Here is a 26204-nt window from a genome sequence, read left to right as displayed (position 1 = left end):
CATGCCCTACCGAGCTAGTTCCCGATCAGCCCGCTGCCCGGGAAGTTCGGGGTGCTCGGCGTGCTGCTGCTCGGGCCGCTGTTGCTCCGGCCGCTCGGGCTGGTGCTGCCCCGGTACCGGCCGATGTTCAACGTCACGCTGCCGTCCGGGTCCAAGCCGTCGCCAGGGCGGACCGACTGCCCGATCACGGTGCCGCTCTGGCTCGGATCGTCGGTGTCCTGCTGGCTGAACCGCAGGTCACCGTCGAACCCGGACCGCTTGAGCTCCTTGCGGGCGTCGTCCTGCGTATAGCCGCGCAGGTTGGGCATCTGCGCCTGGTTGCCGCGCGAGATGTAGATGGTGACGCTGGAGTTCGGCGCCACCTGCTGGCCGGCGGCCGGGTTGGTGCGGATCACCGTGTTCCGGTCGCCGGGGCCGTCGGTCTGGCTGACGCTCACCCTGAAGCCGAGCTGTTCGAGCCGCGAGTAGGCGTCATCCTCGCGCTGGCCGGTCACGTCCGGCATGGGCACGGTGTTCTGCTTGATCCCGAGCGTGATGCTCACGGTGGACTGGCCCGGGACCGTCGTCCTGGCCTTCGGGTCCTGGGTGACCACCTTGTCCACCTGCGACGGGTCGGTGGTCCCGGTGGTCTTCGGGGTGCCGGCGGCCAGCTTGAGCCCGACCGTCTCCAGCCGCTGGCTCGCCTCGGACTGGCTCAGGCCGGTCAGGTCGGGCACGGTGGCCTGCGGCGGGCCGATGCTGACGTACAGCGTGATCGGCTTGTCCTTGGCCAGCTTCGAGCCGGCCGGCGGGTCGGTGCGGGTGGCCTGGTTGGGCAGCACGCTCCCCGACGACTCCTGGCGGATGGTGGGCTTGAACCCGGCCGCGTTCAGCGCCTGGCGGGCCACCTCCTGCTGCTGGTTGGCCACGTCCGGCACCTCTATCTGCTCGGGCGAGAGCGGCCCGCCGAACAGCCGGGTGGCCACGAACACCACCACCGCGAGCAGCGCGGCCACCCCGATCCCGACGGCCACCACCTTGGCGGTGCTGCGCTTGGGGGCGTCCTCGGTGGCCCAGCTCGGCGCGGCGGCGTGCCGGTTGGTGGACGAGGTGAGCCGGCGGGTGGCGCTGGTCAGGCTCGCGGTCGGGCCCGCGCCCGTCATCAGCGAGGTGCGTTCCTCCTCGCTCATCACCTGCGGCGCCAGCGGCCGCTGCCCGCGCAGCACCCGCACCAGGTCCGAGCGCATCTCGGCGGCGGACTGGTACCGGTTGGCCGGGTTCTTGCTCATCGCCTTGAGCACGATGGCGTCCAGCTCGGGGCCGACGTCGGCGTTGACCTCGGAGGGCTGCCGAACATCCTCCCTGACGTGCTGGTAGGCGACCGCGACCGGGGAGTCGCCGGAGAACGGCGGCTCGCCGGTGAGCAGCTCGAAGAGCACGCAGCCGGCGGCGTACACGTCCGACCGGGCGTCCACCGCCTCGCCCCTGGCCTGCTCCGGCGAGAGGTACTGGGCGGTGCCGATAACCGCGGCGGTCTGGGTCATGTTCTGGCCGTCGGCCAGCGCGCGGGCGATGCCGAAGTCCATCACCTTGACCGCACCGCCGGTCGTGATCATGACGTTGGCCGGCTTCACGTCGCGGTGGATGATGCCGTGCCGATGGCTGAAGTCCAACGCCGCGCAGACGTCGGCCATCACCTCGATGACCCGTTGCTGGGTCAGCGGGCCCTCGGACTTGACGATCTCGCGCAGGGTCTGCCCGTCCACGTACTCCATGACGATGTAGGGCAGCGCGCCGAACTCGCTCTCGGTCTCGCCGGTGTCGTAGACCGCGACGATGGCCGGGTGGTTGAGCGCGGCGGCGTTCTGCGCCTCGCGCCGGAACCTGAGCTGGAACTGGGGGTCCCGGGCCAGGTCGGCGCGCAGCACCTTGACCGCGACCTCCCTGCCGAGACGGACATCACGCCCCCGGTGCACCTCGGACATGCCGCCGTAGCCGAGCGTGTCGCCCAGCTCATAGCGTTCGGAGAGCAAACGCGGGGTGGTCATCGAAAGTCGTTCCTGGTGGTCTCGAGGGTCACTTCATCATGCCTGGTCCTCCGGCCGGCGACGATACTGGCCGGCGCATGGACAGGGCCACCTGTCGCATCCGCCGGCCGACCGGCGGGTGAACAGGTTCAATGTTGTACGCACGTGATCGTCACCGCCGTCCCTTTCGGCACCGCTCCCGACGGACTGACAGCGGTGACCGTGCAGTTGTCCGGGGCGCTCGGCAACGCACCCTGCACGGTACGTGCCTGCGGCCGCAGCCCGCCGTTCTCCAGTTCACCCTGCACATCGGTGACGGGGCGCCCGGTGTAACCAGCCGCGTCGACGAAAACGCTGTTCGGCGCCAACGCCGTGGAGGGCGAGGCGCGGTTGGTCGGCGCCGGGGCGGTCACGGTGGCCGGCGTCCTCGGCTGCGGCCGGACCGACTCCCCGTCCGAGCGCACCGCGTTGCGCACCACGAACACCCCGATGGCCACCGCCGCGATGGTGAGAAGCACGAATGTGAGGGTCAACACACTGCGCCCGCCCCGCCCGGGGGTGCGCAGCGGACGGACCCCGCCGGTCGGGCTCCTCGGCCCCGGCGGCGCCATCGCGGGCGGCCGCATGCCGGGCTGGGGCATCCCCTGCATTCCCGGGGGCGGCATCGGCGGGCGGGGCATCCCGGCCCCCGGCGACGCCATGCCGGCGGCGGGCATGCCCACCGCCGCGGTCCGTTCGGGGTCCGGCGGCTCCGGTGCGCTGGTGTCGGACGTCCCCGTTCCCGTCACGGGCAGGGCGCCGGGCGCGGGCAGGCTGCTCAGCGGCGGCACGTGGCCCGGCATCGGCGCCGGCAGCCCGCGCCGTACGGCGGCCACCGCGGCCGCGAACTCGCCGCCGTCCTCGTAACGCTGCTTCGGGTCCTTCACCAGCGCGGCCTCGATCAGCGCGCGCACGTTCTCCGGGACGTCCTCCGGCAGCGACGGCACCGGGTCGTTGATGTGCATCATGGCCACGTTCACCGGCTGGTCGTCGGCGAACGGGCGGTGCCCGGCCAGGCACTCGTAGCCGACCACCGCCAGCGAGTACACGTCGCTGGCCGAGCCGGCGGTCAGGCCCCTGGCCTGCTCGGGCGCGATGTAGTGCGCGGTGCCCATGACCATGCCCGAGCCGGTCACCGGCGCCGAGGTGGCCGCCTTGGCGATGCCGAAGTCGGTGAGCTTCACCGTGCCGTCGTCGGCGAGCAGGATGTTGCCCGGCTTCACGTCGCGGTGCACGAACCCGTGCGCGTGCGCGGCCTGCAGGCCCTTGCCGGCCTGCTCCAGGATGTCCAGGGTGAGCGCGGGGTCCAGCTTGCCCTTCGCGGCCAGCCTTGCGGACAGCGGCTCGCCCCTGACCAGCTCCATCACGATGTACGCGGTGGGCGTGCCGTCCGGGGTGACGTCCTCGCCGTAGTCGTGCACGCCGGCGATGCAGCGGTGGTTGAGGGAGGCGGCGATCCTGGCCTCGCCCCGGAACCGCTCCAGGAACTCCGGGTCGGAGCCGATCTCCGGCTTCAGCACCTTGATCGCCACGGTGCGCCCGAGCCGGTCGTCCTCGGACTCCCACACCTCGCCCATGCCGCCGACCGCGATCCGCTTGGTGAGCTGGTAGCGGTCCGCGATCTGGTCACCCACCGCGAGCGCCATCAGTGACCACCTCCCAGCGCGGCGGCGATGACCGCTCGCCCCACCGGCGCGGCCACCGAGCCGCCGGTGGCCTCCAGCGACCTGTCGCCGCCGTCCTCCACCACCACGGCCACCGCCACCCTCGGGTTCTGCGCCGGCGCGAACGCCACGTACCAGGCGTGCGGTGGGGTGTTCTTCGGGTCGTTGCCGTGCTCGGCGGTACCCGTCTTGGACGCGATCTGCACCCCGGTGATCTTGCCGCCCCCCTGGGTACGGTTCTCCGCCCCGACCATCAGGTCGGTGAGGGTGCGCGCCACCTCGGGCGGGACGGCCCGGGTCACCCGTTTCTGGTCGGTGGTGTCCAGGGTGGTCAGGTCCGGCGCCTGGATCTCCTTGACCAGGTGCGGGCTCATCCGCACGCCCCCGTTGGCGATGGTGGACGCGATCACGGCGTTCTGCAAGGGGGTCAGCCGCACATCCCGCTGGCCGATGCCGGACTGTTGCAACGCCGCGATGTCCTTGATGTCGCCCAGCGAGGACGGCACCACCGGCATCGGGATCGCGTTGTCCACCTCGCCGATGCCGAACGCCTCCGCCTGCGCCCGCAGCTTCTGCGCCCCGAGCTGGCCGGTGAGCTCGGCGAACGCGGTGTTGCAGGAGCGGGCCAGCGCGTCGCGCAGGGTGGCGGTCGGGCCGGCGCCGCACGGGGTGCCGGCGAAGTTCTCCAGCGTGGTCTGGGTGCCGCTCAGGGTGATCCGGGAGGCCGCGGTCAGCGGGCTGTCCACGGTGAACCCGTTCTGCAGCGCGGCGGCGGTGTCCACCAGCTTGAACGTCGAGCCCGGCGGGTAGGTCTCGGAGACCGCCCGGTTGAGCAGCGGCTTGCCGGCGGCGGAGGCGAACTGGGTCCACGCCTGCTTCTGCACCGAGGCGCTGTGGTCGGCCAGCGGGTTCGGGTCGTAGGACGGCGTGGACGCCATCGCCAGGATCTCGCCGGTGTCCGGCCGCATGGCGACCACCGCGCCCCGGTAGCCCTTGTTGGTCATCGCGTCGTAGGCCGCCCGTTGCACCTGCGGGTCGATGGTGAGCACCACGTTGCCGCCGCTCGGGTCGCGGCCGGTGATCAGGTCGGACAGCCGGCGGACGAACAGCCTGTCGTCCGAGCCGTTGAGCACCCCGTCCTGGGCGTGCTCGATGCCGTTCGAGGCGTAGACCACCGAGTAGAACCCGGTGACCGCCGCGTACAGCGGGCCGTTGGCGTACTGGCGCTGGTAGCGCAGCCGGTCGTTGGTTCGCACGCTGCTGGCCAGCACCTGGCCGCCGCCCGCGCTGATCTGGCCGCGCTTGCGGCCGTATTCGGCGAGCAGCACCCGCTGGTTGCGCGAGTCGTCCCGGTAGTCCGAGCCCTTGATCACCTGGACGTAGGTCAGGTTCGCCAGCAGCAGCATCACCATGACCATGACCGCCATGGCGATGCGCCGCACCGGCGTGTTCACCGGCCCTCACCCCTGATACTCACCGCTCCACCATCTCGGTGCGGGCCTCGGCCAGCGGGGCCTGGGCGGGGGGCGGCCGTCCGGTGGTCGGGGTGCGCGCGGCGTTGGAGATGCGCAGCAGCAGCGCCACGATCGCGTAGTTCGCCACCAGGGAGGACCCGCCGGAGGACAGGAACGGGATGGTCAGCCCGGTCAGCGGGATCAGCTTGGTGACCCCGCCCATCACCACGAACACCTGCAGCGCCAGCGAGAACGACAACCCGGTGGCCAGCAGCTTGCCGAAGCTGTCCCGCACCGCCAGCGCGCTGCGCAGCCCCCTGGTGACCAGCACCAGGTAGACCACCAGCACGGCGGTCAGGCCCATCAGCCCGAGCTCCTCGCCGATCGAGGAGACCATGAAGTCGCTCCACGCGAACGGCACCAGCTCGGGCCGCCCGGCGCCCAGCCCGGTACCGCCCAGCCCGCCGGTGCCCAGCCCGAACAGCGCCTGGGCGAGCTGGAAGCCGGAGCCGTCGAAGTCCGCGAACGGGTCCAGGAAGATCTGGAACCGCTCCCGCACGTGCCCGAACAGGTGGTACGCCAGCACCGCGCCGGCCGCGAAGAAGGCCAGCCCGATGATCAGCCAGGACACCCGCTCGGTGGCCACGTAGAGCAGCACCAGCAGCACGCCGAAGTAGAGCAGCGACATGCCCAGCTCGCGCTCCAGCACCAGCACGCCGACCGAGATGATCCAGGCCACCAGCAGCGGCGCCAGGTCGCGCGGGCGGGGCAGCTCCATGCCGAGGAAGCGGCGCCCCGCGGTCTGGAACAGCTCCCGCTTGGCGATCAGCAGCGCCGAGAAGAAGATCATCAACAGCACCTTGGCGAACTCGCCGGGCTGGATGGAGAAGATGCTCAGCCGCAGCCAGACCTTGGCCCCGTTGACCTCCGAGATGCTGGCCGGCAGAACCCCCGGCAGGATCGTCAGCACCAGCCCGACGAAGCCCATGGTGTAGCCGTAGCGGGCCAGCGTGCGGTGGTCCTTGACGAAGAACAGCACGGCGATGAACAGCAGCACGGCGATCGTCGTCCACGCCACCTGGCGGTAGGCGTACAGCTCCGGCACCGCGCCGCCCTGCTGCACCGCCTTGTCCAGCCTGGCCAGGTCGATCCGGTGGATCATTACCAGGCCCAGGCCGTTGAGCAGCGCGGCGCAGGGCAGGATCAACGGGTCCGCGTAGGGCACCAGCTTGCGGACCACCAGGTGCGCGATGGTGAGCAGGCCCAGGTAGGCCAGGCCGAGCCAGAGCAGCGTGGTGCTCAGCTCCTGTTCCTGGTTGGCCTCGACCAGCACCAGCGCGCTGGTGGTGAGCACGGCGGCGAAGGCGAGCAGCACCAGCTCGATGGCGCGCCCGGTCGGGACCTTCGGGGCGGGGTCGACGGGTGCGGCGGCGGCTGTGCCGGCCGGGCCGGTGGGCGGATCGCTCGGGCGTGGCGCTTCCACGGCCTAGCTCACCGAACGGCAAGTCTTGCCCGGCTCGAGGTGCACCTCAGGGAGCGGTGTGGTGTCAGGTGCCTCGGCGGAGGCGTTCGAGCCCGGCGCGGGCTGGCCCACTCCGGGCTGGCCGGGCTGGCGAGGTTGACCGGGGCCGGGCTGTCCGGGTTGTCCGCCGGGTTGTCCGGGCTGGGCACCCGGGCCGGGCTGTGCGGCCGTCCGGCCGGGCGCCCCGGGCTGTCCGCCCTGCGGCCCCGGCTGGCCGCCCTGAGCACCCGGCTGGCCGCCGGGCCCACCTGGCGGGCCGGGCGCGACCACCGGCGCGGGCGGGGGCGGCGGCTTGGGGGCCGGGCACGGCGGCAGCATCTCGTCGGCGCGCAGCCTGCGGACGGTGGCGCGGGCGCCGGCCAGGCCGTCGCCGGAGATGATCCCGTCCCGCACCGCGCTGCGCGCCGTCTCCTGCAGGTCGGTGACCTTCAGCTCCTCGCAGTCCGCGGCGCGCGGCGGGCAGGAGCCCTCCCGGATGTTCTGCAGCGGGATGCCCGCCACGTTGCCCCGCACGCCCTGGTAGATCGCCAGGTACTCGCCGTTCTGGCCGACGTAGTACTGCTGCATGACCCACAGCCGGGCCAGCACCGCCGCGCCGACCAGCACGATCAGCGTGGTCAGCACGAAGATCGCGGTACGGCCCTTGCGCCGGGGCGGCGGCGCGGGCGCCCTCGGCTCGATGCGCTGCGGGGCGACCCTGGGCAGTGTGGTGACCGCCGCCCGGGCCGCCGCGGAGTCAGGGGGGCTCTGATCGACCTCGCTGCCGTCACCGGCGGCGCCGCCCACGATGGGCGCGTCCTCGCCGAAGTCGATGTCCACCACGTCGGCCACGATGACCGTGACGTTGTCCGGCCCGCCGCCGCGCAGCGCCAGCTCGATCAGACGGTCCGAGCAGATCTTCGGGTCCCGGATCATCAGCGTCTCGGCCAGCGTCTCGTGGCTGACCACGCCGGACAACCCGTCCGAGCAGAGCAGGTACCGGTCCCCGGCGCGCGCCTCCCGGATGGTCAGCGACGGGTCGATGTCGTGCCCGGTCAGCGCGCGCAGCAGCAGCGAGCGCTGCGGGTGCGTGTGCACTTCCTCCGGGGTGATCCGGCCCTCGTCGACCAGCGACTGGACGAACGTGTCGTCCTTGGTGATCTGGCTGAACTGGCCGTCGCGCATCAGGTACGCCCGGGAGTCGCCGATGTGCACCATGCCGAGCCGGTGCCCGGCGAACAGGATGGCGGTGAGCGTGGTGCCCATGCCCTCCAGGTCGGGCTGCTCGGCGATCAGGTTGCTGATCGCGGCGTTGCCGTCCACGGTGGCGCCGTGCAGCAGGGCCAGCAGGTCGTCGCCCGGCTCGTCCTCGTCCAGCGGGACCAGCGCGGAGATGACCAGCTTGGACGCCACCTCGCCGGCCGCGTGGCCGCCCATCCCGTCGGCGAGCGCGAGCAGCCGAGGACCCGCATAGACCGAGTCCTGGTTGTTCTGACGAACCAGGCCGCGGTCGCTGCGGGCGGAGTAGCGGAGAACAAGGGTCATGAGCGCAGCTCGATCACGGTCTTACCGATACGGATCGGGACGCCCAGAGGCACCCGAGTTGGTCCGCTGACCTTAGCCCGGTCGAGATACGTGCCGTTGGTTGACCCAAGGTCCTCGACATACCACTCCTCGCCCTGTAGCGACAACTTCGCATGCCGCGTGGAGGCGTAGTCGTCGTCGAGCACCAGGGTCGAGTCGTCCGCGCGTCCCAGCATGATCGGCCTGGAGTCTAGGGACACCCTGGTACCGGCCAAAGCACCATGGGTCACGATCAACTGACGAGCCGTCCGCACCCGCCCGCCACGCACCGACGTACGACGGGCCGGCACCAGCGCACGCAGGCCCGATGCCGCGTACAGGTCGGAGCGAACGACCCGCAGCGCGACCAATACGAACAACCAGAGCAGGGCCAGGAACCCCGCCCTGGTCAGCTGCAGCACCAGTTCCGGCACCCGCGGCGCACTCCATTTCCTGACTCACCCTGCCGAGGGATCCCGGCGGACCGTCCGGAAAGGCTATCCCGCGGCCCGGTAGACCAGTGTGGAATGTCCGATCCTGATGATGTCACCGTCGCTGAGCTGCCAGGTCTGCACAGGGTTGCCGTTGACGGTGGTTCCGTTGGTGGAGCCCAGGTCGGACAGCGTCGCGGTGTGCCCGTCCCAGTTGATCTCCAGGTGGCGCCGGGACACGCCGGTGTCCGGCAGCCGGAAGTCGGACTCCTGGCCCCGGCCGATCACCGTGGTGCCACCGTGCAGCTCGAAGCTCCGGTTCGAGCCGTCATCGATGGTCAGCGTCGCGCCGCCCCCTTGGTAACCACCCTGGTCGTAGCCCTGCTGCGGGTAGCCCTGCTGGTCGTAGTAGCCCTGGTCGTACCCCTGCTGGGCATACCCCTGCTGGTCGTAGTAGCCCTGGTCGTACCCCTGCTGGGCATACCCCTGCTGGTCGTAGCCCTGCTGGTAACCCTGCTGGTCGTACCCACCCTGCTGGGGGTAACCCTGCTGGTAACCCTGCTGGTCGTAGCCACCGCCCTGCTGGGGGTAACCCTGCTGCTGCGGGTACCCCTGCTGGTCGTAGCCCTGCTGGTAGCCACCCTGGTCGTACCCGCCGCCCTGCTGCGGGTATCCCTGCTGGTCGTAGGCCTGCTGGCCGTAGCCACCCTGGTCGTAGCCCTGCTGGGCATAACCCTGCTGGTCGTACCCGCCCTGCTGGTAGCCCTGCTGGTCGTAGCCCTGCTGCGGGTAGCCCTGGTCGTAACCGGCGCGCTCCTGGCCGCGAGGCGGGTTCCCTGCCGGCTCGGCGTAGGTTTGCTGGCCATAGCCGCGCGGCGCGCGGTCGTAGCCGTACTGGCCGTTCTCCTCGGGGTGACCTGGTGGCTGGCTCATCGGTGGTTCCTTTGCGTTGCGTTGTCTCGGCGTGGCCCGTGCGACATCCGGATCCACGGTCGAGCTGGTACGGAACTGACCCGTGTGCAGCGCCTCGGAGCGCTCTAGTGAGACTACGACGTCGCCGTAGGTATCCCACCCCTGGTCGGCAACCAGCTTCAACACACTTTGGGTCAGGGACTGTGTGACGCGCTGCTCATCCCCCGCCATGCGTGCATGGTCGGTGGGGCTGAGCAACACCGCGAAGCGATTTGGGGCGAGCTGCCGACCACCGGCAAGCGGGCGTACGGAGACTTCGGCTTCGCGAACCAGCGCCTGGGAGACCTCCTCGGGCACGACGTTGCCGCCGAAGACCCGAGCGAAGGCATCTCCCACGAAGCCCTCCAACCGGCGCTCGAAGCGCGCAGCACGCCCCACCCAGTACCCCTTCTCATCTCTCTCGGCGCCGGAGCCTTCCACTGATGTTGCTCCGGCGTGTTGCCCGTACCAACGATCGTATCTGTGCTAACGACTCGGGTCAGTTCGTCGTGGGGATGGTCCGCCGGATCCCCCCTCCGGGGGGCGTGTTAGCCTTCGGATCACGCCCGGGCGAGTGGCGGAATGGCAGACGCGCACGGTTCAGGTCCGTGTGTCCGTAAGGACGTGAGGGTTCAACTCCCTCCTCGCCCACCCGTGAGTGGGGTATCTGTGCCCAGGGGAAACTTGGGCTGGGGCCTCACTCGTCTTGTTTTGTGGGGGTGCAACCCCCACGCCCCGCCCGGAGGGGCTTCGCCCCCCGGACCCCCCTCGGTGGTTGGGTGGGTGCGGTTGATCACCTTTGGTGGGGTGGCGGGTTGGGTGCGGTTGATCACATTGGGTGGGCGGTCACCTTGGTGCGGTCGGCCACCTCGGCGCGACCGGTCACCTTGGCGCGGTTGGTCACCTCGGCGCGACCGGGTCACCTCGGCGGGTCGGTCACCTGATCAGCGCCGGTGGACGAAGATCATCAGGCCGTGAGGGTTGTTATAGCGGCACCAGAACGTGCTTTGAGTGCCTGATGACCTTGTGTCCCCGAACCTGGCTCGGTAGCCGTTGAGACCACAGGTCATCCGGCGCAATCGGTGGCCTCGGGGCGTCGAGTGACCGGCGAGCGTCGTGTCGGCCGTCTCACGGTGACCGCCCTGTGCGCGACGGATGCGGTCGAAGTCAGCTCTATTACTGCTCGACGCTCGTCAAACTGCCTTCCCGGGTCACGATCTTGGCCATGGCCTCACTGGCCTCATGGACATCACACGTCACTATCGGACCTAGAGTCACAAATGAACTCGATGTAGGCACCAGCGTCACACGGCGGGCCGGGTCTCGCGGCCGTCCAACTCGGTATGGCCAGATTGGTGCGGCGGTCCCGGCTGGGTCGGTCATCTGGGCCGTGGGTGGGGCCTGGGGTTTACGTCGGGGGTCATGGACAAGGCGCGGTTGGGCGGGCAACCTGCGCGGGGTGAGCGATGAGCTGATGCGGGTTGTGAGCGAGGGAATGCCGCTGGCGGCCACCATGGGGATCGAGGTGAAGACGGTGAGCGCGGGTGAGACCGTGTTGAGCCTCGACTGGCGGGCCGAGTTGTGTACGACCGGCGGCATCTTGCACGGTGGCGTGTTGATGACGCTGGCCGACACCGCCGGGGCCGCGTGCGCGTTTGCCGGGCTGCCTGAGGGCGCGCGGACCAGCACCGTCGAGTCGAGCACCCACTTCTTCGCGGCGGTCCGGGGTGGCACGGTCACGGCGACGGCGCGTCCGTTGCACTCCGGGCGGTCCACGACCGTGGTGCAGACCGAGCTGCGGGACGACACCGGGCGCCTGGTCGGGCTGACCAACCAGACCCAGGCGGTGCTCGCCGCGCGTTGAGCTGAGGCGTCCGGGCGGCGGCGTTCGGGGATGTTTGGACGGCGGTCGGGGCGCGGCCGTTGGTCGGGCTCGGACGGGGGAGTGTGGGAGGGTCGCGTCAGCGCACCACTAGTGCGGGGCGGGCCGAATCGTCCGCGAGCACCAGCACGTCGGCGTTCGTTGGGTCGCGTTCCGCGTCGTAGCGCCGGTACGCGGGCAGGGTCCAGTGCAGGTCGGGGTCCAGGCGTCGTTGCAAGGCGGCGGTGGACAGTTGCAGGTGCACCGTCAGCTCCGCCGGGAGGCCACGGCCCAACAGCAGCGAGCCGGACAGGAGAAGCACGCCGTTCGTGGCCAGGGGCACCGGTGAGTCCCGGTATGCCCGGTCGATCCGGCTGTCCCAGAGCCGGGGCAACACCCAGCCCGAACCCGACGGGGCGGCCGGATCGAGCACCTCGCGACGCAAGCCGGCGGCGTCCAACCAGCCGTCCAGCAGCTCGTCAGGGTCGCGGCGGCCGTGCTCCAGCCGAACCGACGCGGGTCGCCAGAAATCGGACGCCGCGACCCGGATCGCCGGCCTGCCCCGCAGCCGGAGTGCCTCCGCCAGCTCCTCGGCCAGCGACTCCGGCCGACTCGGCGGGGCGCCGTCCAGGAGCACCCGGGCACGCTCGGCGAACCGGCCGACGATCCGCTCGGCCAGCTCGTCCACCAGGGCGGTGGGGCGAATCGGCCGTACCCGCACGCGCTACTGCTGGTAGTTCTCGACGGTGCGCTCCGACCGCACCTCGGCGCCGTCCGGATCCTGGCCCATCTCCCGGCGGGCGCGACGCTGGCGGAGCAGGTCCCAGCACCGGTCCAGCTCGCCGTTGAGCATCCGCATCCGGGCCTGCTCGTCCTCGGACAGCGCCTGGCCGACGTGCTCGCGCTCCAGCCGGTGCTCCTCGTCCACCAGTTCGCTGATCCGAGCGGTGATCTCGCGGTCGTTCATGTGTCGTCCTCCCGTTGGCGTCCTCAGTCTGCCCGCTCTCCCCGGGCCCGCCGGTAGGCGATGCCGCGCGGGGACAGCCGGTACCCGACCTCGAGGCTGAGCGTCAGGCCCAGGTTCTTCAACTTCCGCACATCGACCTTGAACGGATCACGTTCCCGCCCTAGTCCCTCGGCCAGGTCGCCGGCCCGGACGCCGGGGCGAGACGCGATCGCCGCCAGCGTGGCCGCCGTCCACGGGCCGTGCCGGCTCGCGGCGTCCAGCCTGGCCAGCCTCTTGTCCAGCTCGGCCACCTGCTCGTCGGTGAGCCGGTCGGCGGCGGCCAGCTCGGTTCGCGGGTCGATGCCGACGTGGTGGAACGCGACCCGGAACAGTGGTTGGTCGGGTTCTCCGCGCAGGTCGGCCGCCAGTGCGACCGCGTTCCGATAGCCGGCCCTGGACGCGTCGTCGTCGGTGATCGACTCCGGATCGACCTGGCGCACGTCGTCGATCTCGATCATTCCACCGGGCACCCGATGCCGGCGGCCGGCCACCGCGCGTGGCCCCTTCCACCGGCGGAAGGTCAGCGTGATCGAGCCATCGGCGATGCCCGGCCAGAAGGACTGTTCGAACAGCACCCGCCCGATCGTAGAACGCCGAACCCGATCGTCCCGCCGGCTCACCCCTCCGGCGACGGCACATCGGTCGTCGGACCGGATCGGGCGCACCGCTGCGCGCCGGGTTCCGCCGCGTCCCCGTACGGTCGCGGTTGTGACCTCAGCCACCGACCCCCACGCGGCCCGACCCGTTGACTACCGGCTCGACGGGCACGTCGCCACGATCACCTACAACCGCCCGGAGCGGCTCAACGCGATCGACGGCGCGATGCGACGCGGCCTGAACGAGGCGTTCGCCCGGTTCCGCGATGATCAGGATGCCTGGGTGGCGATCGTGACAGGCTCCGGCCGGGCGTTCTGCGCAGGTGCGGACTTGCGTGGCGAGGGTGAAGCGGCCGGTGAGTTCGCCGGCACATTCTGGGAGCGCCCGACGGTGAACTCCTTCGAGAGCGGCTGGGAGATCTTCAAGCCCGTGATCGCCGCGGTCAACGGCTACTGCCTCGGGTACGGGCTGACGCTGGTGACCTGGTGTGACTTCGTGATCGCCAGCGAGCGAGCCGAGTTCGGCTTCCCCGAGGTGCGGCTGGGGGTCCCGACCATCGTGGGTGCGATCAGGCTGCCCCGGAAGATCAACTGGCAGTACGCGATGGAGTTGTTGCTCACCGGCGAGCGGATCGACGCCGCCCGAGCGCACGAGATCGGGCTTGCCGGCTGGGTGGTACCGCACGACGAGCTGCTGGACGCGGCCAGATCCTTGGCCGACCGGCTGGTGCGCGGAGCCCCGCTGGCCGCGCGGGCGATCAAGGAGGTGGCGGTGCGCACCGCGGACCTGCCGATGACCGACGCCATCCGGTTCGGCGAGACGATGCGCAGGGTGGCCGCCGCCACCGAGGACGCCGCCGAGGGCCGAGCGGCCGCCGCCGAACGCCGCACTCCTCGCTGGCAAGGTCGCTGACCTCACCGGCAGGCCGCCGCGCCCCCGCAGCAGCACTCGCTTCATACGAGCGCTGCCCCGCTCGCCTGGTTCGCGCGCTGACCTCGTTCACCCCCCGCTGGCAGGGCCGCCGAGCTGGTCGCGGCCCGAGAGGTCCCCGAGGTCCGCGCCATCGCCGTCCGGCCCTCGCGCGTTCGGCTATCTCGGCCGTAGCCCGTCCACCAGCACGCGCACCGCGCGGTCCCGCACGTCAGGGTCGCCCCTGGCGTGCTCGGCAATCCCGGACAACCCCGCCAGCACCACCATCAGCTCGGGCGTGCCGATGTCCATCCGGACCGCTCCGGCCTGCTGAGCCCGACGCAGCAAGCCGTCACCGATCCGTTGTAGGTCCTCCTTGACCGACGCCGTCGCGTCGTCCACATCCACGCCCGCGGCGATGAGCGCGTCCGAGAACGCCCGCTTCTCACCCTGCTGGTCGAGCACGCTGTCGAGGAAGGCGAAGAACGCCGGCCCCGGCTGGTCGGCGGCGGCGAGCTCGTCGGCGGTGTCGACCAGCCGCCGCAACCGTGCCACGAAGACCGCCTCGAGCAGCGACACCTTGGTTGGAAAGTGCCGGAACACGGTGCCGATCCCGACGCCGGCCCGGCGGGCCACCTCCTCGGTCGATGCGGCCACTCCTTCCTCGGCGAACACCGCATCCGCCGAGGCGAGGAGCCGCTCCCTGTTGCGCCGCGCGTCAGCCCGCACGACGAAACCTATTGACAAACGGAGTGTGCACTCCGAAACTAGGGATGTCAAGTGGAGTCACCACTCCGATTCTACCCGGGAGGGACATGACTGAGAAGCCATCTCCGCGCGACGTCTTCGAGCGTCTGATCAGCGCCGTCACCGGCCGGCGGTGGGACGAACTGCCCGAGCTCTACGCGGAGGACACGGTGGTGCGGCATCCGTTCGGTCCGCCGGGCGGTTGGGTGCTGCACGGTCGGGAGGAGATACGGGAGCACTTCGCGCGCGGCGCCGCGCTACCGCTCGAGATGCGGGCCGAGGATGTGCTCGTCCACCAGACCGAGGATCCGGAGGTGATCATCGGCGAGTTCCGCTACGTCGGACGGTTCACCGACACCGATCGCCCGCTGGAGGTGTCGAACATCTTCGTCCTCCGCGTGCGCGACGGACAGATCCTGGAGTCCCGCGACTACGCCGACCACCTGGCGTTCGCGGCGGCCGGGGGTCGACTGGAGGAGGTGGTAGCGGCCTACCAGTGAGGGGTGCGACAACGCGCCCCGGTGCCGGCCAGCTCCACCTGCACCGTCACGTGCTCGAGCCCGAACCGCTCGGCGAGCAGTGCTTGCGCGCGGTTGAGCACGGCGGTGGGGTCGGCGTCCTTGGCGGCGGTCAGATGCGCGGAGGCCACCTCCATCCCGGAGGTCAGCGTCCACAGGTGTACGTCGTGCGCCTCCCGCACCCCGTCCAGCGACGTCAACGCCTCGCTGACCTGCACCGGGTCCAGATGGCGCGGCGTGCTCTGTACCAGGATGCGCAACGCCTGCAGGCCGAGCTTCAGGGTGCGCGGCAGGATGAACAGCCCGACGCCGACGGCGACCACCGGGTCCACCCACCGCCAGCCGAAAGCCAACGTGAGCGCGCCGCCGACGATCACCCCGATCGAGCCGACGGTGTCCGAGAGCACCTCCAGGTACGCTCCGCGCACGTTGAGGCTCTCCTTCGAGCCCGCTCGCAACGCCAGGAACGCCACCAGGTTGGCGATCAGCCCCGCCGACGCGGTGGCCAGCACCGGCAGCCCTGGTACGAGCGGCGGGTCGGCCAGTCGACGGACGGCCTCGACCAGCACGAACACGGCCACGCCAACCAGCAGGACCGCGTTGGCGAGCGCGGCGAGCACCTCGGCGCGGTACAGCCCGAACGTGTGCCGGGCGCTCGGGGTGCGGCGGTTCACCAGCAACACGGTGGCCAGCGCCATTCCGACACCGATCACGTCGGTGACCATGTGCGCGGCGTCGGACAGCAACGAGAGCGACCCGGTGAGCAGGCCGACGACGATCTCGAGCACGGCGAAGCCGGCGAGCACGACGAAGGACAGCGCGAGCGGGCGCAGGTAGCGGCCGGACGCACTGGTCGCGGTCAGGCCATGCCCGTGGCCATGACCGCCGCCGTGTCCCTGTCCCATCGCCATCCCTTCGCCTGCCGCCGACCCGTCCGCGCCGTGGTGTGGTGGGGCACCCTCGCCCTGCCCGGACGGACCGCCGGATGCGGTCACGGTCGCCTGGCCGACGCCGCCAACATATTGCGAGTCTTGCATATGTTCAACAGAATACCCCCGGTGCGGTGACCGACCACACCGCGCCGGACAGATAGCGTCGGCGGTATGCGAGTCGTCATAGCTGGCGGACACGGCAAGATCGCGCTTCGGCTGGAGCGGCTGTTGGCCGCTCAGGGCGATGACGTGCTCGGCCTGGTGCGCAACCCCGACCACGTATCCGACGTCGAGAGCACGGGGGCGAAAGCACAGGTCATCGACCTGGAGGCGGCCACGGTGGACGCCTTGGCACGGGCGTTGGAGGGTGCGGACGCCGTCGTGTTCGCGGCCGGTGCCGGACCGGGCAGTGGCGCCGCCCGCAAGGACACCGTGGACCGCGCCGCGGCCGTGCTGCTCGCCGACGCGGCGGTGGCGGCCGGGGTGTCGCGCTACGTGCTGGTGTCCGCCATCGGGGTGGACCGGCCACCGCCGCCCGGGCGCGACGAGGTGTACGCCGCGTACCAACGCGCCAAGAAGGCCGCCGAGGTGGAGGTGGCGCAGCGGCCGTTGACGCTGACGGTGCTCCGGCCGGGATCGCTCACCGACGAGCCGGGCACAGGCCGGGTGCGGTTGGCCCCGCCGCCGCTCGGGCGGGACTCGGTGACCCGCGATGACGTCGCCGCGACCGTTGCCGCCTTCCTCCGCGTGCCGGCGGACAAGGCGGGCGGCCTGGTGCTGGACCTGCTGGGAGGGGACTCGCCCATCGACGACGCGATCGCCAGGGAGGCGGGGACATGACCGGCTCGGACGGCTCAGGCGGCTCGGCAGCGGCGGGCGCGACCGAGTTCGACGTGATCGTGATCGGCGCCGGGCCGGTCGGCGAGAACATGGCCGACTACGCCGTGCGGGGTGGGCTGAGCGCGGCCCTGGTGGAGAACGAGCTGGTCGGCGGGGAGTGCTCGTACTGGGCGTGCATGCCGTCCAAGGCACTGCTGCGCACCCCGCACGCGGTTGCCGCGGCGCGGCGGCTGCCGGGGGTTCGAGTGGAGTTCGACCCGGCGGCGGTGCTGGCACGGCGTGACGAGTTCAGCTCGCACTGGTCGGACGACGGCCAGGTCACGTGGGCCGAGGGCGCCGGGATCACGGTCGTGCGGGGTCGGGCACGGCTGGCCGGGGTGCGCCGAGTCCTCGTGACGGACGGTGACGGGCACGAGCGCGAGCTGCGCGCACGGCACGCGGTGGCCGTATGCACCGGCAGCGTTCCGACCACGCCGCCCATCCCCGGGCTGGACGGCGTGCGGGTGTGGCACTCCCGGGAGGCCACCTCGGCCCAGCGGGTGCCCGGCCGGCTGGGCGTGCTCGGCGGCGGCGTGGTCGGCGTCGAGATGGCGCAGGCCTGGTCGGCACTGGGCGCGGAGGTCACGCTGCTGGCCAGGGACGACCGGCTGCTGCCGTCCACCGAGCCGATCGCCGGCGAGCTGGTCGCGGACGGGCTGCGCGCGGCCGGCGTGGACGTGCGGCTGAACACCGGGCTCGACGAGGTCAAATCGGCCGGCGACGGCCAGGGCATCGAGCTGCGCTACTCCAGCACCGAGAACGGCACCGGGTCGCGCCAGGTCGACGAGCTGCTGGTCGCCACCGGGCGGCGGCCGAACACGGCGGACATCGGGCTGGCCGAGCTCGGGCTGGACGAGAAGCAGCCGCTGCGGGTCGACGACTCCGGCATGGTGCTCGGCCTGGACGGCGGCTGGCTCTACGCCGCCGGCGACGTCACCGGTCGGGCACCGCTCACCCACCAGGGCAAGTACGGCGCCCGGATCGCCGCCGCCGCGATCGTGGCCAGGGCGAACGGCGAGCCCGCGCGGCCGGAGCGGTGGAGCGAGTACGCCGCCACCGCCGACCACGTGGCGGTGCCGCAGGTGGTGTTCACCGATCCCGAGGTGGCCGCCGTGGGCCTGACCGCCGAGAAAGCCACCGAGGCCGGCCACCACATCCGCACCGTCGACCTGGACATCGCGGTGGCCGGCTCCTACCTGCATGCCGACGGCTACACCGGCAAGGCGCGCGCCGTGATCGATACCGACCGGGACGTCCTGCTCGGCGTCACCTTCGTGGGCCCGGACGTGGCCGAGCTCCTGCATGCCGCCACCATCGCGGTGGCCGGCGAGGTGCCGCTGGGCCGGTTGTGGCACGCCGTGCCCGCGTTCCCGACCGTGAGCGAGGTGTGGCTGCGCCTGCTCGAAGCCTGCCGGTCCGGGTCCGGATCATGACGGCGCGTGCGCCCCGGTCATCATCGCGGCGAGGTCCTCCGGGTGCAGGAACGACGGCGGCGGCGGCGGACCCCAGCTGAACAGGCCCTTCGCGCCCTCCAGGGTCTGCGGCGTCCAGATCTGGTCGTCCAGCACGCAGTCCATGTCGGAGTAGTACTCGGAGAAGTTGCCGGCCGGGTCCTTCAGGTACCAGAAGAAGTTGGACCCGGCATGGTGCCGGCCCAGCCCCCAGACGTGCCGCTCGGGGTGGTCCTCCAGCATGGCCATCGCGCCCCGGCCGACCTCGTCCACGTCGTCCACCTGCCAAGACGTGTGGTGCAGGAACGACACCGGCGCGGCCAGCGCGAGCACGTTGTGATGGTCGGTCGAACAGCGCATGAACGCGCCCGCCCCGGCGATCCGGTCGGAGAGCCGGAAGCCGATGCCGTCGAGGAAGAACCGCTCGGTGGTGGCCACGTCGGTGGTGCCGAGCACCACGTGGCCGAGCTTGCGCGGACGGACCTGGCCCACCCGCTCGATCCCCGGCGCCCGCACGTTGATCCGCTCCAGCCGCCCGGGTCCGTTGTACGGCGTCGGCCGCACCGCGAGCTGGTCCAGCCGAGGCTCCACCGCGACCACCACCCGCGCGCCGGTCACCGGCTCGACGGCGACGACCCGGTTGACGCCCTTGGTCACCTCCACGCCGAGGCCACCGAGCCGGCGGGTGACCCGGCCGACGTCGTCGCGGTCGTCGGCGGCCACCGTCATCTCCACCAGCCGCCGCACCGGGCTGTGCACCAGCCGGAGCTGCTCTCCGCCGTCCAGGGTGTGGAAGCCCCACTCGCCGGCCTCGGTGCGAACCCCGGTCAGGCCGAACTCGATGTAGTACTCGGCGGTCTCCTCGACGTTCGGCACGCCGATGACCAGGTGCGACAGCTGGTGCAGCGCCATGTCAGGCTCCCTCGGGTACCGCATCCACGAACCGCTGCCGCAGCTCCCCGATGCCGGTGATGCGGGTGACCAGCTCCTCACCGTGCCGCAGGAAACGCTGGGGCTTGCGTCCCATGCCGACGCCGGCCGGCGTTCCGGTGAAGATCACATCGCCGGCATACAGCGGAACCAGCCCGGACAGCGCCTCGATCAGGGCCGGCACCGAGAAGATCAGGTCGCTGGTACGGGCGTGCTGCACGGTCTCGCCGTCGATGGCGCAGGACAGCTCCAGGTCGTCCGGGTCGTCGAGCTCGTCCACGGTGACCAGCCACGGCCCCATCGGGGCGAACCCCGGGTGCGACTTGGCCAGGCTGAACTGCGGCGCCGAGCCGGCCAGCTGGCCGATCCGCTCGGACAGGTCCTGCCCCACCGTCAGCCCGGCCACGAAGCCCCACGCGTCGGCGGCGGCCACCCGCTCGGCATGCCGGCCGATCACCACGACCAGCTCGACCTCCCAGTCGGTGTGCCCGCCCGGCGGCAGCGTCACCGTGCCGACCGGCCCGGCCAGCGCGGAGCGGAACTTGGTGAACACCGGGGGCAGCCCCTCGGGCGCTGCCAGCCCGGCCTCCTCGGCATGCGCGCGGTAGTTCAGGCCGATGGCGAACACCTGCGCCGGGGCCGGGGCGGGTGCGCCGAGGTCGGCAGGGTCGAACTCCACGGCGGTGACCGACGACGCGTCCAGGCCGGCTGCCCACGAACGTAACCCGTCCCAGTCCTGGTACGCGGCCTGCGGGTCGGCGCCGAACCGCCCCTCGCTGGCCTTCTCGACGTCCACCGCTCCCCGCTCGGTGAACAGGGTCAGCCGGCCGGACAGGTTCCCGATGCGCACTCGCGTACTCCTTAACTCCTGGACTCCTGGCTCAGACCAGCGGCGTGACGTCGCCCCGGATGCCGAGCAGTGACTTGCCGTAGACCTCCGCGCTGACCTCAGGGTGAGCCACCGCGTGCCGGCTCGCCACCTCGCTGTCCCGCCAGATCCGCTGCAGCGGGCTGGACTCGGCGAAGCTCGCGGCCCCGTGCGCGGACATCAGGATCCGGATCGCCTCCCTGGCGTTGCTCACCGCCACCCCGGTGTCCATCCGGGTCCTGGCCCGCGCGTCGTAGTCGGGGAACACGCCGTGGTGCGCGGCCTCGTCGATCTCGGCGGCCGCCCGGTAGGCGTGCAGGTGCGCGGAGTCGATCAGCGAGGCGGCCCTGGCCACCGCGAGCTGGACGGTGGGCGCGCTGGTCTGGGTCTCGTAGAAGGTGGCGGACATGGGCCGCTTCGGTGCCTTCTCCAGTACGAACTCCAGCGCGGCGGTGGCCAGCCCGAGCTGCGGGGCGGCCAGGACCAGCGCGGACACCGGGACGAACGCGGCGCGGTAGAGCGGCTCCTCGGTGAACGGCGTGGCCACCTCGCCGTGGATCGCCTTGACGGCCGAGAGGTAGCGGTGGGCCGGCACGAACACGTCCTCGCCGACCAGCGTGTTCGACGCGGTGCCGCGCATGCCGGTGACGAACCAGGTGTCCTCGATCCTCAGCTCGGCGGCCGGGATCAGCACCAGCCCCTGGTCGGTGTGCTCGCCGTCCGCGCCCACGATCGGCGCGCCGACCACCGCCCACTGCGCGTGCGCGGAGCCGCTGGCGTAGCTCCACCGCCCGGACACCAGGTAACCGCCGTCCACCGGGCGCGCGGTGCCGCTGGGGGTGAGCACGCCGGCCACCTTGTTGTTCGGCCGCTCGCCCCAGACGTCGGCCTGCGCCCCGGCCGGGTACAGCCCGGTGAACCAGGAGCACACGTTGAGCAGGGTGACCACCCACGAGGTGGAACCGCAGCCCTTGGCCAGCTCGCGGGATACCTCCAGCAGGGTGCGGACGTCGGTCTGCAGGCCGCCGAACCGCCGAGGCCGCATCAGCGACAGCAGCCCGGCCTCCTCGATCGCGGTGATGTTCTCCTCGGCGACCAGCCGCTCGTCGTCGGACCGGCGGGCGTTGGCGGTGAGCAACGGCAGGAGCTTCGCGGCCCGGCCGACCAGATCGGCACGCAGCTCGCGGTCGGCATCCGTGGCGCTGGGACGATCCAGGACGCTGCTCATGGCCCGTTCTCCACCACGATTTTCACCACCACCGCCCCAGCCACCACTCTCTCGGCCGTTCCTACCGGCACCTAACCTGGACTCAGTCAACATGTCAACGTCGTTTCGAAATTGCCCACGGATGACGAACGTGCTTCACTGAACCGATGACCCGCAGCGGTACGCCCACCCGCGCCGAGCGGGTCTACGGCGAGCTGCGGGCGGACATCCTCGCCGGCCGGAAGCTGCCAGGGCAACGGCTGCCGTTCGCCGAGCTCACCGAGCGGTACGGCGCGAGCATGGGTGTGGTCCGCGAGGCGCTGACCAGGCTGACCGCGGAGGGGCTTGTCGAGTCGGAGCCGCAGTACGGCTACCGGGTGCGGCGGATCTCCTCCGGCGACCTGCGCCACCTCACCGAGGCCAGGTGCGCCATCGAGACGCTGGTGCTGCGGATGGCCGTCGAGCACGGCGGCGTGGCCTGGGAGTCCGAGGTGCTGGCCGCGCACCACCGGCTGGAGCGCACCCCGACGATGTGCGCCGAGGACCCGGACCGGCTCAGCGACGACTGGGTGATCGCGCACGCCGGGTACCACAACGCGCTGCTGGACGGCTGCCCCAACCCGAGGCTGCGGGCCGTCGCCGGTTCGCTGCGCGACTCCGCGGAGCTCTACCGGCGCTGGTCGCTGCCGCTGGGCGGTGAGGACCGGGACGTCGCCGGCGAGCACCGCGCCATCCTGAACGCCGTGCTCGCGCACGACCCGGACGCGGCCACCGCCGTCTACACCCGGCACCTCCAGCACACCACGAACGTCCTGCTCGCTCATCCCGAGCTGCTGGCCCCACCCGACGACCCGCCGCCCGAGGCCACCGGCCAGGGCGTGGACGCGGCCGTCGACGCGGCCGGCCCCTGAACCGCCCACCCGCGGCGGAGGCAACGCCAGTCTGGTCGACAACGGAGTCGAACCGGGCTGGCGCTACCTCCGCGCGCCGAGCGGTCAGTCGCCCGCGCCCCGGCCGAGGCGCAGCGCGACGGTCACCCCCGCCGCGACCAGCACGATCCCGCCGACCACCCACGGCCACGCCGGGATGCCGCCGGAGTCGGACCCGGCACCGGACTCGGCCGGCGCCCCGGCCACCGGCGCCACCGCGCCCGAGCCACCCGATGCGCCCGGCGCCGAGCCGGCCGGCACCCCCTGGCCGGGGCCGGGGTTCGTGAGCGTGAAGCTGATCGACCCGCTCACCGGGTGGCCGTCGTCGGACACAATCCGGTAGCCGACCGTGTACTGACCGGCCGGACCGAGCGGCGAGACCGGGGCGGTCACCGAGTTGCCGTCCACCTTGGCCTGACCGGCCTCGAAGTGGTTGCCGTTCGGGCCGACCACTGTCACCGTGCTGAACGACTCCTGCACCGGCAGGTCGAACTTCAGCGTGACCTGGCTCGGCCCGGCCGGCAGGCTCGACCTGTCCGCCGGATCGCTGCCGACCAGCACGTTGTGCGCGAATGCGGTGCCGGTGCCCAGCAGCAGCCCGACCCCCACCATCGCCCACACCAGCAGCTGGCGTCCCGTGCGCATCAGCCGCTCCGCCCGGACCGGCGGACCCTGGCCACCGCGCCGGCGCCCAGCCCGAACCCGAGCGCGCCGAGCACCAGGCCGATGCCGCCCAGCCAGCGCGCGGTGTTGTCCGCCCCGCCGCCCGAGCCGCCCGAGCCGGCGCCGGAGTCCGAGCCGTGCCCGCCGGCCGTGGCCGAGGCGGAGCCGTGCTCGGCCGCCGCCGCGTCATGGTGACCACCACCCCCCGCGACCAGCTTCACGGTCGGGGCCGGGTGCTCCGGCTCCTCGGCACCGGGGGCCTGCGGCTGGTCCCAGTTGACCACCTTGCCGTCGTCGTAGTACTGCGCCGCCGGGAACGACAGCTGGTCGGTGTCGGACGGCAGCGGCCCCATCGACACGTCGAACTCGGCGAACTCCGTGGGCCCGATCCGGGTGCCCGGCTGCGCGGTCCAGGTGATGGTGCGGGGCGCCTCACTGATCCGCTTGCCGCCCGACTCCACCGGCGGGTTGAGCGGCGCCTTGTCGATCTGTGCGGTCCAGCCCGGGATCGGGCTGGTCCGCACCGAGGTGATCGGGTGGTCGGCCGGCAGCGTGACCACCAGCTTGACGGTGCCGGCGGTCGCGGACTCGGTCGGCACCCGGAACGCGATCTTGGCGTAGCCGCCCTTGGCCACGCTCTCGGGCTGGGCTGTGACGTGCGCGTACGCCACGCCGGCGGGGATCAGCGCCAGTGCAACGGCCGCGCCGAAGGTGGCGCCGGCGCGCGCGAGCGGGCGCCATCGTCTACGGGGTGTGCTCATGAACGAGGTTCCTGTCTGGATCGTCTGGGGGAGATAAGGGGTGAAGGGGAGATCAGCGCGCCATTGGCGGCCCGCGCCGCCGGTACAGCCGCGCCACCGCCACCCCGGGCAGTCGGACATCCAGCGGAAGATCGAGAGGCACGAGCCGGCCGGGCGGATCGGGGATCGGCAGCGCGGCCGGCGGGCGGGGCAGCGCCCTGGCGAGCACGGCGGCCACCGTGAACACGGCGGACTCCGCGCCGGCCAGCATCGCGGCGGTGATCACGGTGGCCAGCGCGTGCCCGGCGGTCATCGGCAACGGATCAACTCCCGCCGAGTGCAGGTGCGCATGCGGATGCGCGCCACCGAGCAACTGCAACAGCCCGTGCAACGCCAACTGCGCCCCGCCCACCATGACCAGGATCGCCACCGGCCCGCGCCGACGGTCGGCCAGCACGATCAGGAACGCGGCGAGCAGCAGCCCGAGCACGCACAGCAGCCCGACGTCCGGCAGGTAACCACCCGCACCCGCGTGCCCGTACAGCGACAGCAAGGTACAGACCAGCGCCGCCACCACGCCACGAATGATCCTGGCGGCACCGCGGGTCGGGACCGGCCGCGCTATGAGCCGTTCACCCCGAGCAGGTCGAGCAGCTCCGGCTCGATCCGGTCCAGCTCGGCGGCCACCGCCCGGTGCGCGGCGCGGCGGCGCTCGGTCGGCATCAGCTCGGCGGCGCGCACGGCGGCGGCCAGGTCGGCCAGCCGAGGCTCGGTGGCCGCGACGAACGCGGACCGCTGGTCGCCGAGCTCGCGCAGCGACCGGGCCAGCACGGCGATCCGGGCGTGCAGCGCGCCGCCCCGGCCGGAGTAGCTGTTCAGCTCGCCCGGCGCGACTCCGAGCCGGCGCGCCCGCCGCTCGTCCCACAGCCCGCGCGCCACCCCGGCCGCCCGCACCGCCACCGGGATCAGCACCGGCGCCAGCACCTTGCCCACGGCGACCGCCCGCTTCGCGTTGCCGGCCGTGATCAGCTGCCGGGAACCCTCGGGGGACGTACGCCGCGTCATGGCCCCAACCCTACTGAGCGATCCAGCTCACAAGTCGCCGCCCTCATCCACCAATCGAGCGACCTCCCGTTGGATCAACCCCAACCTGGCCTCCTTGACCAGTGGGATCTCCCGGCGGCGCCGGCGCACCTCGGCCAGGTCGACCTCGGCGGTGGACACGTGCTCGGACACCAGCGGCGCCTCGGCCATCACGTCGCCCCACGGGTCGATGATGTGCGAGCCACCCCAGAACCGCAGGTCGCCCTCCACCCCAACCCGGTTCACGAACACCACGTAGAGCTGGAACATCCGCCCGTAGAACCGGGTGATCCCGTGCCAGTACCCCGCCGAGTCGTACCGCCGGGGGAAGTTCGACTGCGCGCTCGCGGTCGGCACCAGCAGCACCCGCGCCCCGTCCTGGGTCGCGATGAACGCCAGCGGCGGCTGCCAGGCGTCGTTGCAGATCAGCGTGGCCATCCGGCCGTACTCGGTCTCGAACGCGCGCAGGTTCGGCCCCGGCGTGAAGTGCTTGCGTTCCTCGTAGGTTCGATACGTCGGCAGGTACAGCTTCCGGTGCAGGTGCACCAGGTCCCCGCCCAGGTAGTAACCAGAGCTGTTGTACGTATGGATGCCGTGCCCGGCCTCCACGAACCCCAACAGCACCCCGGCCCGCCCCGCCGCCTTCGACAACCGCACCAACCGGTCGTCGTCCGGCGCGATGGACAGGTCCGTGTCCACCCCACCCACGTCATACCCGGTGATGTGCAACTCCGGGAAAACGATCAGATCGGTGCCCTGGGCCACCGCCTCACCGATCACCTGCTCGGCACGCTCGACGTTGGCATCGATGTCGCCGAGCACGACATCGACCTGGGCCATGGTGATACGCACCCTAAGGTTTATAGCGGTACGCAAACGGCGCTGGTGTTCGGCATAGTGACCTTGCACACTGAGCCGCGCGGTGAGGGGGCGACATGGGGTTTGCGGAGTTCTTCGCCGGCAACTGGCCCGACGTTCTGGCCGCGACCGTTGCCCACGCGGTGCTGGTGCTCGTCGCCCTGGCCCTGGCGACGGCGATCTCCATCCCGCTGGCCGTGCTCACCTACCGCACCCAGCTGCCCCGCTCGGTGGTCCTGGCGATCGCCGGGATCTTCCTGACGATCCCGTCCTACGCGCTGTTCGGCCTGTTGATCGCCCCGCTCGGGCTGGGGAACCTGCCCGCGATCGTGGCGCTGACCATGTACGGGCTGCTGCCGATCCTGCGCAACGCGATTGTCGGCCTGCGCGGCGTGGACCCGGCGGTCGGCGAGTCGG

Annotated in this window: 26 protein-coding genes, 1 tRNA gene and 1 pseudogene; 8 read left to right on the top strand and 20 right to left on the bottom strand. The window is 71.8% G+C overall.

Annotated features, from left to right (window positions below):
- Positions 1 to 14: 14 nt before the first annotated feature.
- From pknB to N912_RS0143075, 7 genes are all read right to left on the bottom strand, one after another.
- The gene (gene pknB, locus N912_RS0143105) at positions 15 to 2027 is read right to left on the bottom strand and encodes a Stk1 family PASTA domain-containing Ser/Thr kinase (protein WP_028927321.1); all 2013 of its coding nucleotides are present in this window, start codon (positions 2025 to 2027) and stop codon (positions 15 to 17) included.
- A 128-nt stretch (positions 2028 to 2155) separates the two neighbouring features.
- A complete protein-coding gene (locus N912_RS0143100; protein WP_028927320.1) occupies positions 2156 to 3691 on the bottom strand; it encodes a serine/threonine-protein kinase in 1536 nt (511 codons plus the stop codon).
- Positions 3691 to 5163, bottom strand: coding sequence for a peptidoglycan D,D-transpeptidase FtsI family protein (locus tag N912_RS0143095; RefSeq protein ID WP_028927319.1), 1473 nt, complete (start codon positions 5161 to 5163; stop codon positions 3691 to 3693). The genes N912_RS0143100 and N912_RS0143095 overlap by 1 nt, the downstream gene beginning before the upstream one ends.
- Before the next feature lie 19 nt (positions 5164 to 5182).
- Complete coding sequence (locus N912_RS58290) at positions 5183 to 6646, bottom strand: FtsW/RodA/SpoVE family cell cycle protein (RefSeq protein WP_051581599.1); 1464 nt, start codon at positions 6644 to 6646, stop codon at positions 5183 to 5185.
- A gap of 3 nt (positions 6647 to 6649) precedes the next feature.
- Complete coding sequence (locus tag N912_RS0143085) at positions 6650 to 8209, bottom strand: PP2C family protein-serine/threonine phosphatase (protein WP_028927318.1); 1560 nt, start codon at positions 8207 to 8209, stop codon at positions 6650 to 6652.
- Entirely contained in the window at positions 8206 to 8661 is a 456-nt protein-coding gene (locus tag N912_RS0143080; RefSeq protein WP_028927317.1) for an FHA domain-containing protein FhaB/FipA, read from the bottom strand. Before N912_RS0143080 ends, N912_RS0143085 begins: the two co-directional genes overlap by 4 nt.
- Positions 8662 to 8724: 63 nt before the next feature.
- Entirely contained in the window at positions 8725 to 10008 is a 1284-nt protein-coding gene (locus tag N912_RS0143075; RefSeq protein WP_028927316.1) for an FHA domain-containing protein, read from the bottom strand.
- A 169-nt stretch (positions 10009 to 10177) separates the two neighbouring features.
- Here N912_RS0143075 and N912_RS0143070 point away from each other — a divergent pair.
- Both N912_RS0143070 and N912_RS0143065 read left to right on the top strand, forming a co-directional pair.
- Positions 10178 to 10260, top strand: a tRNA-Leu gene (locus N912_RS0143070).
- An 808-nt stretch (positions 10261 to 11068) separates the two neighbouring features.
- Positions 11069 to 11473 (top strand): PaaI family thioesterase, encoded by a 405-nt coding sequence (locus tag N912_RS0143065; protein ID WP_245645872.1) that lies wholly within the window; start codon positions 11069 to 11071, stop codon positions 11471 to 11473.
- A 97-nt stretch (positions 11474 to 11570) separates the two neighbouring features.
- On the opposite strand, the gene N912_RS0143060 is transcribed toward N912_RS0143065, so the two are convergent.
- The 3 genes from N912_RS0143060 to N912_RS58285 are packed head-to-tail and all read right to left on the bottom strand — an operon-like array spanning position 11571 to position 13051.
- On the bottom strand, positions 11571 to 12191 hold the full coding sequence (locus N912_RS0143060) for a nucleoside/nucleotide kinase family protein (protein WP_028927314.1): 621 nt from the start codon (positions 12189 to 12191) through the stop codon (positions 11571 to 11573).
- Between the two features lie 3 nt (positions 12192 to 12194).
- Positions 12195 to 12437: a DUF2630 family protein gene (locus tag N912_RS0143055; protein ID WP_028927313.1), complete on the bottom strand. Its 243-nt coding sequence runs from the start codon at positions 12435 to 12437 to the stop codon at positions 12195 to 12197.
- A gap of 23 nt (positions 12438 to 12460) precedes the next feature.
- Positions 12461 to 13051: an ASCH domain-containing protein gene (locus N912_RS58285; protein ID WP_037069684.1), complete on the bottom strand. Its 591-nt coding sequence runs from the start codon at positions 13049 to 13051 to the stop codon at positions 12461 to 12463.
- A gap of 133 nt (positions 13052 to 13184) precedes the next feature.
- Between N912_RS58285 and N912_RS0143045 the strand changes: the two genes are divergently transcribed.
- On the top strand, positions 13185 to 13985 hold the full coding sequence (locus tag N912_RS0143045) for an enoyl-CoA hydratase/isomerase family protein (RefSeq protein WP_028927312.1): 801 nt from the start codon (positions 13185 to 13187) through the stop codon (positions 13983 to 13985).
- Positions 13986 to 14162: 177 nt separating this feature from the next.
- On the opposite strand, the gene N912_RS0143040 is transcribed toward N912_RS0143045, so the two are convergent.
- On the bottom strand, positions 14163 to 14711 hold the full coding sequence (locus N912_RS0143040) for a TetR/AcrR family transcriptional regulator (protein ID WP_245645870.1): 549 nt from the start codon (positions 14709 to 14711) through the stop codon (positions 14163 to 14165).
- A gap of 86 nt (positions 14712 to 14797) precedes the next feature.
- Here N912_RS0143040 and N912_RS0143035 point away from each other — a divergent pair, with 86 nt between their 5' ends.
- Positions 14798 to 15229 (top strand): nuclear transport factor 2 family protein, encoded by a 432-nt coding sequence (locus N912_RS0143035; protein ID WP_028927310.1) that lies wholly within the window; start codon positions 14798 to 14800, stop codon positions 15227 to 15229.
- Here N912_RS0143035 and N912_RS0143030 read toward each other — a convergent pair.
- Positions 15220 to 16152: a cation diffusion facilitator family transporter gene (locus tag N912_RS0143030; protein WP_037069734.1), complete on the bottom strand. Its 933-nt coding sequence runs from the start codon at positions 16150 to 16152 to the stop codon at positions 15220 to 15222. The two genes, N912_RS0143035 and N912_RS0143030, sit on opposite strands and share 10 nt — an antisense overlap.
- Positions 16153 to 16350: 198 nt before the next feature.
- Between N912_RS0143030 and N912_RS0143025 the strand changes: the two genes are divergently transcribed.
- Together N912_RS0143025 and N912_RS0143020 are read left to right on the top strand one after the other, a co-directional pair.
- Positions 16351 to 17019, top strand: coding sequence for an SDR family oxidoreductase (locus N912_RS0143025; RefSeq protein ID WP_028927308.1), 669 nt, complete (start codon positions 16351 to 16353; stop codon positions 17017 to 17019).
- Positions 17016 to 18491, top strand: a complete 1476-nt coding sequence (locus tag N912_RS0143020; protein ID WP_051581598.1) for a dihydrolipoyl dehydrogenase family protein — start codon at positions 17016 to 17018, stop codon at positions 18489 to 18491. The genes N912_RS0143025 and N912_RS0143020 overlap by 4 nt, the downstream gene beginning before the upstream one ends.
- Here the strand turns inward: N912_RS0143020 and N912_RS0143015 are convergent.
- Genes N912_RS0143015 through N912_RS0143005 form a run of 3 tightly spaced genes read right to left on the bottom strand, consistent with a single transcriptional unit; the run spans position 18486 to position 21535 of the window.
- Complete coding sequence (locus N912_RS0143015) at positions 18486 to 19421, bottom strand: VOC family protein (RefSeq protein WP_028927306.1); 936 nt, start codon at positions 19419 to 19421, stop codon at positions 18486 to 18488. The genes N912_RS0143020 and N912_RS0143015 overlap by 6 nt on opposite strands.
- A gap of 1 nt (position 19422) precedes the next feature.
- On the bottom strand, positions 19423 to 20289 hold the full coding sequence (locus N912_RS0143010; protein ID WP_028927305.1) for a fumarylacetoacetate hydrolase family protein: 867 nt from the start codon (positions 20287 to 20289) through the stop codon (positions 19423 to 19425).
- 31 nt (positions 20290 to 20320) lie between these two features.
- Positions 20321 to 21535, bottom strand: coding sequence for an acyl-CoA dehydrogenase family protein (locus tag N912_RS0143005; protein ID WP_028927304.1), 1215 nt, complete (start codon positions 21533 to 21535; stop codon positions 20321 to 20323).
- Positions 21536 to 21681: 146 nt separating this feature from the next.
- Between N912_RS0143005 and N912_RS58280 the strand changes: the two genes are divergently transcribed.
- Positions 21682 to 22425, top strand: coding sequence for a GntR family transcriptional regulator (locus tag N912_RS58280; protein ID WP_064745544.1), 744 nt, complete (start codon positions 21682 to 21684; stop codon positions 22423 to 22425).
- A gap of 84 nt (positions 22426 to 22509) precedes the next feature.
- Here N912_RS58280 and N912_RS0142995 read toward each other — a convergent pair whose 3' ends face one another.
- The 5 genes from N912_RS0142995 to N912_RS0142975 are packed head-to-tail and all read right to left on the bottom strand — an operon-like array spanning position 22510 to position 25781.
- A complete protein-coding gene (locus N912_RS0142995; RefSeq protein ID WP_028927303.1) occupies positions 22510 to 23088 on the bottom strand; it encodes a copper resistance CopC family protein in 579 nt (192 codons plus the stop codon).
- Positions 23088 to 23867 (bottom strand): YcnI family copper-binding membrane protein, encoded by a 780-nt coding sequence (locus tag N912_RS0142990; RefSeq protein ID WP_028927302.1) that lies wholly within the window; start codon positions 23865 to 23867, stop codon positions 23088 to 23090. The genes N912_RS0142995 and N912_RS0142990 overlap by 1 nt, the downstream gene beginning before the upstream one ends.
- A 52-nt stretch (positions 23868 to 23919) precedes the next feature.
- On the bottom strand, positions 23920 to 24423 hold the full coding sequence (locus N912_RS0142985) for a hypothetical protein (protein ID WP_028927301.1): 504 nt from the start codon (positions 24421 to 24423) through the stop codon (positions 23920 to 23922).
- Between the two features lie 44 nt (positions 24424 to 24467).
- Positions 24468 to 24911 carry a DUF6474 family protein gene (locus tag N912_RS0142980; RefSeq protein WP_028927300.1) on the bottom strand — a complete coding sequence of 148 codons (444 nt, stop codon included), beginning with the start codon at positions 24909 to 24911 and terminating at the stop codon, positions 24468 to 24470.
- Between the two features lie 27 nt (positions 24912 to 24938).
- Positions 24939 to 25781: a nitrilase-related carbon-nitrogen hydrolase gene (locus N912_RS0142975; protein ID WP_028927299.1), complete on the bottom strand. Its 843-nt coding sequence runs from the start codon at positions 25779 to 25781 to the stop codon at positions 24939 to 24941.
- An 83-nt stretch (positions 25782 to 25864) separates the two neighbouring features.
- Here N912_RS0142975 and N912_RS66655 point away from each other — a divergent pair.
- Positions 25865 to 26204: pseudogene (locus N912_RS66655) on the top strand (glycine/betaine ABC transporter permease); the annotation flags it as partial.

Origin of the sequence: Actinospineispora acaciae DSM 45401 (genome assembly GCF_000620785.1) — a bacterium.
GTDB lineage: Bacteria > Actinomycetota > Actinomycetes > Mycobacteriales > Pseudonocardiaceae > Pseudonocardia > Pseudonocardia acaciae.
The sequence above is the reverse complement of the archived record's forward strand: the minus strand, read 5'-3'. Positions and strand labels throughout refer to the sequence as shown.

Coding starts and splice junctions, on each gene's coding strand:
- N912_RS0143025 (WP_028927308.1), top strand. CDS start 16,351: ATGCGAGTCGTCATAGCTGGCGGACACGGCAAGATCGCGCTTCGGCTG.
- pknB (WP_028927321.1), bottom strand. CDS start 2,027: ATGACCACCCCGCGTTTGCTCTCCGAACGCTATGAGCTGGGCGACACG.
- N912_RS0143055 (WP_028927313.1), bottom strand. CDS start 12,437: ATGAACGACCGCGAGATCACCGCTCGGATCAGCGAACTGGTGGACGAG.
- N912_RS0143100 (WP_028927320.1), bottom strand. CDS start 3,691: ATGGCGCTCGCGGTGGGTGACCAGATCGCGGACCGCTACCAGCTCACC.
- N912_RS0142980 (WP_028927300.1), bottom strand. CDS start 24,911: ATGACGCGGCGTACGTCCCCCGAGGGTTCCCGGCAGCTGATCACGGCC.
- N912_RS0143030 (WP_037069734.1), bottom strand. CDS start 16,152: ATGGGACAGGGACACGGCGGCGGTCATGGCCACGGGCATGGCCTGACC.
- N912_RS0143020 (WP_051581598.1), top strand. CDS start 17,016: ATGACCGGCTCGGACGGCTCAGGCGGCTCGGCAGCGGCGGGCGCGACC.
- N912_RS0142990 (WP_028927302.1), bottom strand. CDS start 23,867: ATGAGCACACCCCGTAGACGATGGCGCCCGCTCGCGCGCGCCGGCGCC.
- N912_RS0143015 (WP_028927306.1), bottom strand. CDS start 19,421: ATGGCGCTGCACCAGCTGTCGCACCTGGTCATCGGCGTGCCGAACGTC.
- N912_RS0143085 (WP_028927318.1), bottom strand. CDS start 8,209: ATGACCCTTGTTCTCCGCTACTCCGCCCGCAGCGACCGCGGCCTGGTT.
- N912_RS0143035 (WP_028927310.1), top strand. CDS start 14,798: ATGACTGAGAAGCCATCTCCGCGCGACGTCTTCGAGCGTCTGATCAGC.
- N912_RS0143005 (WP_028927304.1), bottom strand. CDS start 21,535: ATGAGCAGCGTCCTGGATCGTCCCAGCGCCACGGATGCCGACCGCGAG.
- N912_RS58280 (WP_064745544.1), top strand. CDS start 21,682: ATGACCCGCAGCGGTACGCCCACCCGCGCCGAGCGGGTCTACGGCGAG.
- N912_RS0142995 (WP_028927303.1), bottom strand. CDS start 23,088: ATGCGCACGGGACGCCAGCTGCTGGTGTGGGCGATGGTGGGGGTCGGG.